General features: G+C 65.7%; 6 protein-coding genes. 5 read left to right on the top strand and 1 reads right to left on the bottom strand.

The annotated features are described in order from the left end of the window. Together FFS27_RS26650 and FFS27_RS26645 are read left to right on the top strand one after the other, a co-directional pair. Positions 1–899, top strand: an 899-nt coding sequence (locus FFS27_RS26650) for an MlaD family protein (protein WP_137952317.1), incomplete at its 5' end; no start/stop codon positions are given. 79 nt (positions 900–978) lie between these two features. Then, positions 979–1,461 carry a transcriptional regulator gene (locus tag FFS27_RS26645; RefSeq protein WP_225010605.1) on the top strand — a complete coding sequence of 161 codons (483 nt, stop codon included), beginning with the start codon at positions 979–981 and terminating at the stop codon, positions 1,459–1,461. 65 nt (positions 1,462–1,526) lie between these two features. Here FFS27_RS26645 and FFS27_RS26640 read toward each other — a convergent pair whose 3' ends face one another. Beyond that, entirely contained in the window at positions 1,527–3,479 is a 1,953-nt protein-coding gene (locus FFS27_RS26640; protein ID WP_003132042.1) for a sigma-54-dependent Fis family transcriptional regulator, read from the bottom strand. 196 nt (positions 3,480–3,675) lie between these two features. Here FFS27_RS26640 and FFS27_RS26635 point away from each other — a divergent pair, with 196 nt between their 5' ends. The 3 genes from FFS27_RS26635 to FFS27_RS26625 form a co-directional block, all read left to right on the top strand. After that, positions 3,676–4,731 carry a phosphotransferase family protein gene (locus FFS27_RS26635; RefSeq protein ID WP_023101281.1) on the top strand — a complete coding sequence of 352 codons (1,056 nt, stop codon included), beginning with the start codon at positions 3,676–3,678 and terminating at the stop codon, positions 4,729–4,731. Further along, the gene (locus FFS27_RS26630; protein ID WP_003089151.1) at positions 4,728–5,084 is read left to right on the top strand and encodes a DUF6285 domain-containing protein; all 357 of its coding nucleotides are present in this window, start codon (positions 4,728–4,730) and stop codon (positions 5,082–5,084) included. Before FFS27_RS26635 ends, FFS27_RS26630 begins: the two co-directional genes overlap by 4 nt. 50 nt (positions 5,085–5,134) lie before the next feature. Next, positions 5,135–6,266, top strand: a 1,132-nt coding sequence (locus tag FFS27_RS26625) for an acyl-CoA dehydrogenase family protein (protein ID WP_137952316.1), incomplete at its 3' end; no start/stop codon positions are given.

The following is a 6,266-nucleotide window of genomic DNA, read 5'->3' as shown; positions in this document are numbered from 1 at the left end:
GCGTGCAGGTGAAGAGCGAGTCGCTACAGACCCTGATCACCGGCGGGATCTCCTTCGACACCCTCGATCCGAAGGCGCCGACCGTGACCAAGGTGCGTCGCTTCACCCTCTTCGACAGCGAGGAGGCGGCGATGGCCCGTGGCGTGGAAATCCAGCTGAGCATCGACAATGCCGACGGCCTGCGCGAAGGCACGCCGATCCGCTTCAAGGGCCTGGACATCGGCAAGATCGAAAGCGTCGAGCTGAACCCGGACCTCTCCGGGGTACTGATGAAGGCCCGCCTGACTTCCGCCGGCGAGCGCGTCGCCCGCAGCGGAACCCGCTTCTGGGTGGTGCGTCCGGCGCTCGGCCTGCTGCGTACCGAGAACCTCGGAACCCTGGTCAGCGGCCCCTACATCGAGGCGCTGCCGTCGAGCACGCCGGGCGAGCGCCAGGCACGCTTCCAGACTCTCGCCGAAGCGCCCAACCTGCTGGGCCGGGAAAACGGCCTGCGGCTGACCCTCAGTGCGCCGCGCAAGGGCTCGATCAAGCCGGGCAACCTGGTGACCTACCGGCAGATCCCGGTGGGCAAGGTCGTCGACCTGGCCTTGGGAGAACAGGCCGACCGGGTGCTGATCAGCATCCTCATCGAACCGCGCTACGTACCGCTGGTGCGTACCGGCAGCCGTTTCTGGAATGCCAGCGGCTTCGGCGTCGACGCCAGCCTGTTCAAGGGCCTGTCGCTACGCACCGAGTCGATGGAGGCGCTGATGGAGGGCGGCATTGCCTTCGCCACCCCGAACAATGCGCAGATGGGCGAGCCCGCCAAGCCGGGGCAGACCTTCGCCCTGTTCGATTCGGCCAATGACGAATGGCTGGAGTGGACGCCCAGGATCGCCCTGAAGAGCGGGGCCCGTTGATGTCGCATCGCACCGCGGCAGCATGAATCCATTCGATCAACCCAGAAGGAGAACGCCGATGTCCAGGCGCTTGCTTTTCGTGGCCACCCTGGTCGCGACCCTTTCCCTTGCCGCTCATGCCGACGAACCCCTGCCATCGGTCGAGCAGGTGATGAACGAGCACAAGGAAAAGATCAGGAACCAGCTGGAAACCATCAACTACAAGCGCAAACGGATGGTCGAGGCAAACATGGCGCTGGACGGCACCGAAGCCGAGACGTTCTGGCCGGTCTATTCACGCTACCGAGGCGAGACGGACAGCCTGCACAAGGAGACATTCCAGCTCCTGCTCGAATATGCCCGCGCCTATGGTTCCGGCAGCATTACCGACGCGGAAGCTTCGAGGATGGTCGACCTCTATCGGGGATTGCAGGAGAAACAGCTGGCCGTGCTGCACCGGTACGTGCAGGAAGTGGCCGAGAAGATGTCACCCCGGCGGGCCATGCGTTTCCTGCAGATCGAAGCGCAACTGGACGCGCTGGAGGCGTTGCAGATCGGCAAGCAGGTTCCGCTGATCAATTGAGTTTCACGGCACCGGCCGCGTCCAGGCCTGGGCGAGTTCCGCATCGCCCAGGCGCATCGTTTTGCTCAGCGTGCCGAACGAAGCCGCCGCCACAGCGTGGTCCGGCTGATCCCGAGCCGACGCGCAGCCTCGTCAAGGCTGCCCTGGCAGCTGTCCAGCGTCTCCTGTATGTAGCGCAACTGCGCGGTTTTGCCGATGGCGTGCAAATCCTTTGTGCGCGATGGCTCTTTCCGGGACCTGGGCTGAGGCTGGCCTTCGAATAGCTCGGGCAGCACGCGAGCCAGGTAATGCTCATCCACGCCGTGCTCATGGAAGATTTCGCTGGCGGAGAGCATCGCCCGTTCGATGACATTCTCCAGTTCCCTGACGTTTCCGGGCCAGGAATGGCGGACGAGGTAGGGTAGCAGGAGCGTCGTTATGCCTGCGGCACCCGGTGGCTGGCCCTGGACCAGCAGGCGCTGGCTGATTCCCTGGCAAATCAGAGGGATGTCCTCGGGCCGCTCGCGCAGGGGGGTGGTCTGCAAGCGCAGGATATTCAGCCGGTAATACAGGTCGGTGCGAAACTCGCGATCCTTCATGGCGGCCCCCAGGTCCTTGTGGGTGGCGGCGACGATGCGCACGTCGATGGAGATCGGCTCGGTGCCGCCCAGGCGCAAGACCTCTCGCTCCTGCAATACACGAAGGAGGCGAGTCTGCAGCGACACAGGCATGTCGCCGATCTCGTCGAGGAACAGCGTGCCACGGTGCGCCGCCTCGAACAGGCCGGGCTTGCCGCCTTTGCGCGAACCGCTGAAGGCGCCTTCCTCGTAGCCGAACAGTTCGCTTTCCAGTAGCGACTCGGGAAACGCCGCGCAGTTGATGGCGACGAAAGGCCCGTGCCGGCGAGGGCTCTCGTTATGGATCCCTTGGGCGAGCAGTTCCTTGCCGGTGCCGCTTTCGCCAGTGATCAGGATGGTCGAATGGCTGGCGGCAAAGCGCTTGGCCAGCTGCAACATCTCACGGTTGGCCTTGCTCGCGCCGTTGAGTTGTTCGAGCCGGTAACGCGCGGTGAAGGCACCTGGACGGCGAGTGGAGCGGATGCGTTGATCCGCGCGCTGCACGGCGGTGATGTCCTGGCAGGTGAGCACCAGGCCGGTACGCTCGCCATTCTCCAGGATCGGCAGGAGATTGCTGACCACGGCGTGCGAGCCCAGCCGGATCACCCGGTTTTCCTCGCCACCGCCATCCTCTAGCGCCTGTTGCAGGTCAAGCTCCGGGCATAGCTGCTGTAACGGTCGACCCAGAGCCGAGCTGACCGGCAACTCCAGCAACTGGGCAAGGGCAGGGTTGAGCGATTGCACCACACCCTGGTTGTCGACCGCTGCCACACCGCTTGGAATGTGTTGCAGCACCGCGTCCAGATGCCGCCGCTTGGCGATCTCCAGGCGCTGGCTGTCGAGGACTCCCATGGCTTCCTCGAGCGCCTTGCGCGCAGTGTCTTCGCTCAGCGACAGCACGCCGTGCAGGCCTGCCTGTTCCGCCAGCTCCACCACCGTCGACGAACCGATGATGCTGCGGCAACCCAGCCGGGCTACCTCCAGGACAGCCTGGCGAGCCTCTTCCAGGGTGGTGTAGGCGACCTGGTGAACCTGCACCGTGAACAGCGTTCGCATGGCTTGCAGGTCCCGGTCGATGCGGTTGTAGCTGAGCAGGGCGACATGGGAGGAGTGTTCGCGGGCTTGCTCCAGCGCACGCAACAGGTCTCCGCCGCCAACGCGCATCGTCAGAACCGGACGTGCCAGGTGTCTACGCAGGTAGGCGGCAGTGGCGCCAGCACAGACGAACACGTCGGCCTTGCCGTGCTGTTCGAGATCGCGGGCGGTTTGCAGGGCTTCGGATACCGAGGTGTCGAGCACCTCGATATGGACGTCCGGGTAGCCCGCCGCCAGGCCGGCCACCAGGCTGGCGAGGCGACTGCGCTGCCGAGGTCGTTGAAGGTGACTGACCAGCACGACGACCTGGGAAAGGGGAGGACGCATGTCGAAACCTGTTCAGGATTGAATTGTTTCGATACTGAATCAGTTCGTTGCAAAAGTGAAACCAAGATTGCTTCGTCGAGCGCCATGGAAAAGCCTGGCGCCAGAGAGCGCGCGGGTTACAGGCATATCCCGAAAATTGGCCCAGGCGTTGCTAAAGCTGTCTGACAACATGACTACAGGCAGGCCCTACAACCCCATGAGCACTCCTCCTACGACCGTACGGGACGGCGAGACATTCGTGGCCCCGGACGACCAGCCACTGGTCGAGTTCATCCGCGAGTACGCCGCAGCGAAGCGGGTGGTCATCCAGGCACGCCAGCGCCTGAGCGGCGGCGCCATCCAGGAAAACTGGCTGCTGGACCTGCTGATCGAAGGCGGCCCCTGGGCTGGCGCCCGGCGTTGGGTGCTGCGCAGCGATGCGCTTTCCGCGCTACCCGCCAGCCTGGACCGCGAACAGGAGTTCGCGGTGCTGCAAGTGGTTCATCAGGCCGGTGTGAAAGTACCGCGCCCGCTGTGGCTGTGCCGCGATATGCGCGTGCATGGGCGGGTGTTCTTCCTGATGGAGTACGTGCCGGGTGTCGCCGCCGGTCGCTTGCTCAGCGCCGGCGCCGGCACCCAGGGCCGGGCGCAGCTGGCGGCGCAGCTTGGCGCCAACCTGGCGCGCCTGCATCAGGTTCGCCCGCCGTGCGCCGCGCTGGATTTCCTGCCGATGCCAACCCGCTCACCGGCCTTGGCGACCATCGACGCCTATCGCCACTACCTCGACACCCTCGCCGATGCCTATCCGGTGCTGGAGTGGGGCCTGCGCTGGTGCGAGCTGCACGCACCGCGCAACAGCATCCTGTGTCTGTTGCACCGTGACTACCGCACCGGCAACTACCTGGCCAGCGAACAGGGACTCGAAGCCGTACTCGACTGGGAGTTCACCGGCTGGGGCGACCCTTGCGAGGACCTAGGCTGGTTCACCGCCCGCTGCTGGCGCTTCACCCGCCCAGACCTCGAGGCCGGCGGTATCGGCCAACTGGAGGACTTCCTGGGTGGCTACCACGAGGTGTCTCCGCTGCGTATCGAGCGCAGCCAACTGCACTACTGGCAGGTCATGGCCACCCTGCGCTGGGCGGTGATCGCCCTGCAGCAAGGCCAGCGCCACCTGTCCGGCGAAGAGCCGTCCATTGAGCTGGCACTGACCGCACGACTGCTGCCGGAGCTTGAGCTCGACATCCTGCACATGACCGGAGCCGAAGCGCCATGACCCAGCCCGATGCCCATGAACTGCTCGACATCGCTCGCTCGACGCTTCTGGAGCAACTGCTGCCAGCGCTGCCCGGCGAGCTGCGTTACCCGGCCCTGATGATCGCCAATGCCATGGCCATCGCAGCCCGCGAAAGCCGCCTGGGGGCTCTGGCCGAGGACCAGGAGCGGACACGTCTGGCCGCCTTGGTCGACGAGGCGCCCGCAGCCTTGCCCGACCTGCGCCGCCAACTGGCACGGGCCATTCGCCTGGGCAGCCATGACGCCCCGCAAAACCATAGAACCCTGGTCGAGACATTGCGCCAGGTCACCCTCGCCCGATTGGCCATCAGCAATCCCAAGGCCTTGCCCTGAACGGCGTCAGCCATCTCATTCCCGACAGACAAGCACCCAGAAGGACAACCATGAACTTCACCCTCCCGGACGAACTGCTCGCCTTGCAGGCCAAGACCCGAGACTTCATCGCCGAACAGGTCATCCCGCTCGAGAACGACCCCCGCCAGGACAGCCACGGCCCCAGCGACGCCCTGCGCCAGGACCTGGTGGCCCGCGCCCGCGCGGCCGGCTTGCTGACGCCCCACGCCAGCCGCGAAATGGGTGGCCTGGCGCTGAGCCACGTGGCCAAGGCGATCGTCTTCGAAGAGGCCGGCTACTCGCCGCTGGGCCCGGTGGCGCTGAACATCCATGCCCCGGACGAAGGCAACATCCACCTGATGGACGTGGTCGCCACCGAGGCGCAGAAAGACCGCTGGTTGCGCCCGCTGGTCCAGGGCCATGCCCGTTCCTGCTTCGCCATGACCGAGCCTGCGCCAGGCTCCGGCTCGGACCCTTCGATGCTGCGCACCACCGCCACCCGCGATGGCGACGACTACCTGATCAATGGCCGCAAGTGGCTGATCACCGGCGCAGAAGGCGCCGACTTCGGCATCGTCATGGCGCGCATGGAGGATGGTACGGCGACCATGTTCCTGACCGACATGAAACGCGACGGCATCATCCATGAGCGTCAGCTGGACTCGCTGGACAGCTGCTTCACCGGTGGCCACGGGCAGCTGCGTTTCGACAACCTGCGTATTCCGGCGAGCGATGTGCTCGGCGAGATCGGCAAGGGGTTCCGGTATGCCCAGGTGCGCCTGGCGCCGGCGCGGCTCACCCACTGCATGCGCTGGCTGGGCGCCGCGCGTCGCGCCCACGACATCGCCTGCGACTATGCGCGCACCCGAGATGCCTTCGGCAAGCCGCTGGGCGAGCACCAGGGCGTGGGTTTCATGCTGGCCGACAACATGATGGACCTGCACGTGGTGCGACTGGCGGTGTGGCACTGTGCCTGGATGCTCGACCAGGGCCGGCGCGCCAACGTCGATTCGAGCATGGCCAAGGTGATCAGCGCCGAAGCGCTGTGGCGGGTGGTCGACCGTTGCGTCCAGGTACTGGGCGGGCGCGGGGTGACCGGGGAGACTGTGGTGGAGCGGATCTTCCGCGACATTCGTCCGTTCCGCATCTATGACGGCCCGAGCGAGGTGCACCGCATGAGCC

It is taken from the genome of Pseudomonas sp. 2VD (genome assembly GCF_005503585.1).
GTDB classification, from domain to species: domain Bacteria; phylum Pseudomonadota; class Gammaproteobacteria; order Pseudomonadales; family Pseudomonadaceae; genus Pseudomonas; species Pseudomonas aeruginosa.
This window is presented reverse-complemented; position numbering and strand designations above follow the sequence as displayed.

Coding starts and splice junctions, on each gene's coding strand:
- FFS27_RS26630 (WP_003089151.1), top strand. CDS start 4,728: ATGACCCAGCCCGATGCCCATGAACTGCTCGACATCGCTCGCTCGACG.
- FFS27_RS26635 (WP_023101281.1), top strand. CDS start 3,676: ATGAGCACTCCTCCTACGACCGTACGGGACGGCGAGACATTCGTGGCC.
- FFS27_RS26640 (WP_003132042.1), bottom strand. CDS start 3,479: ATGCGTCCTCCCCTTTCCCAGGTCGTCGTGCTGGTCAGTCACCTTCAA.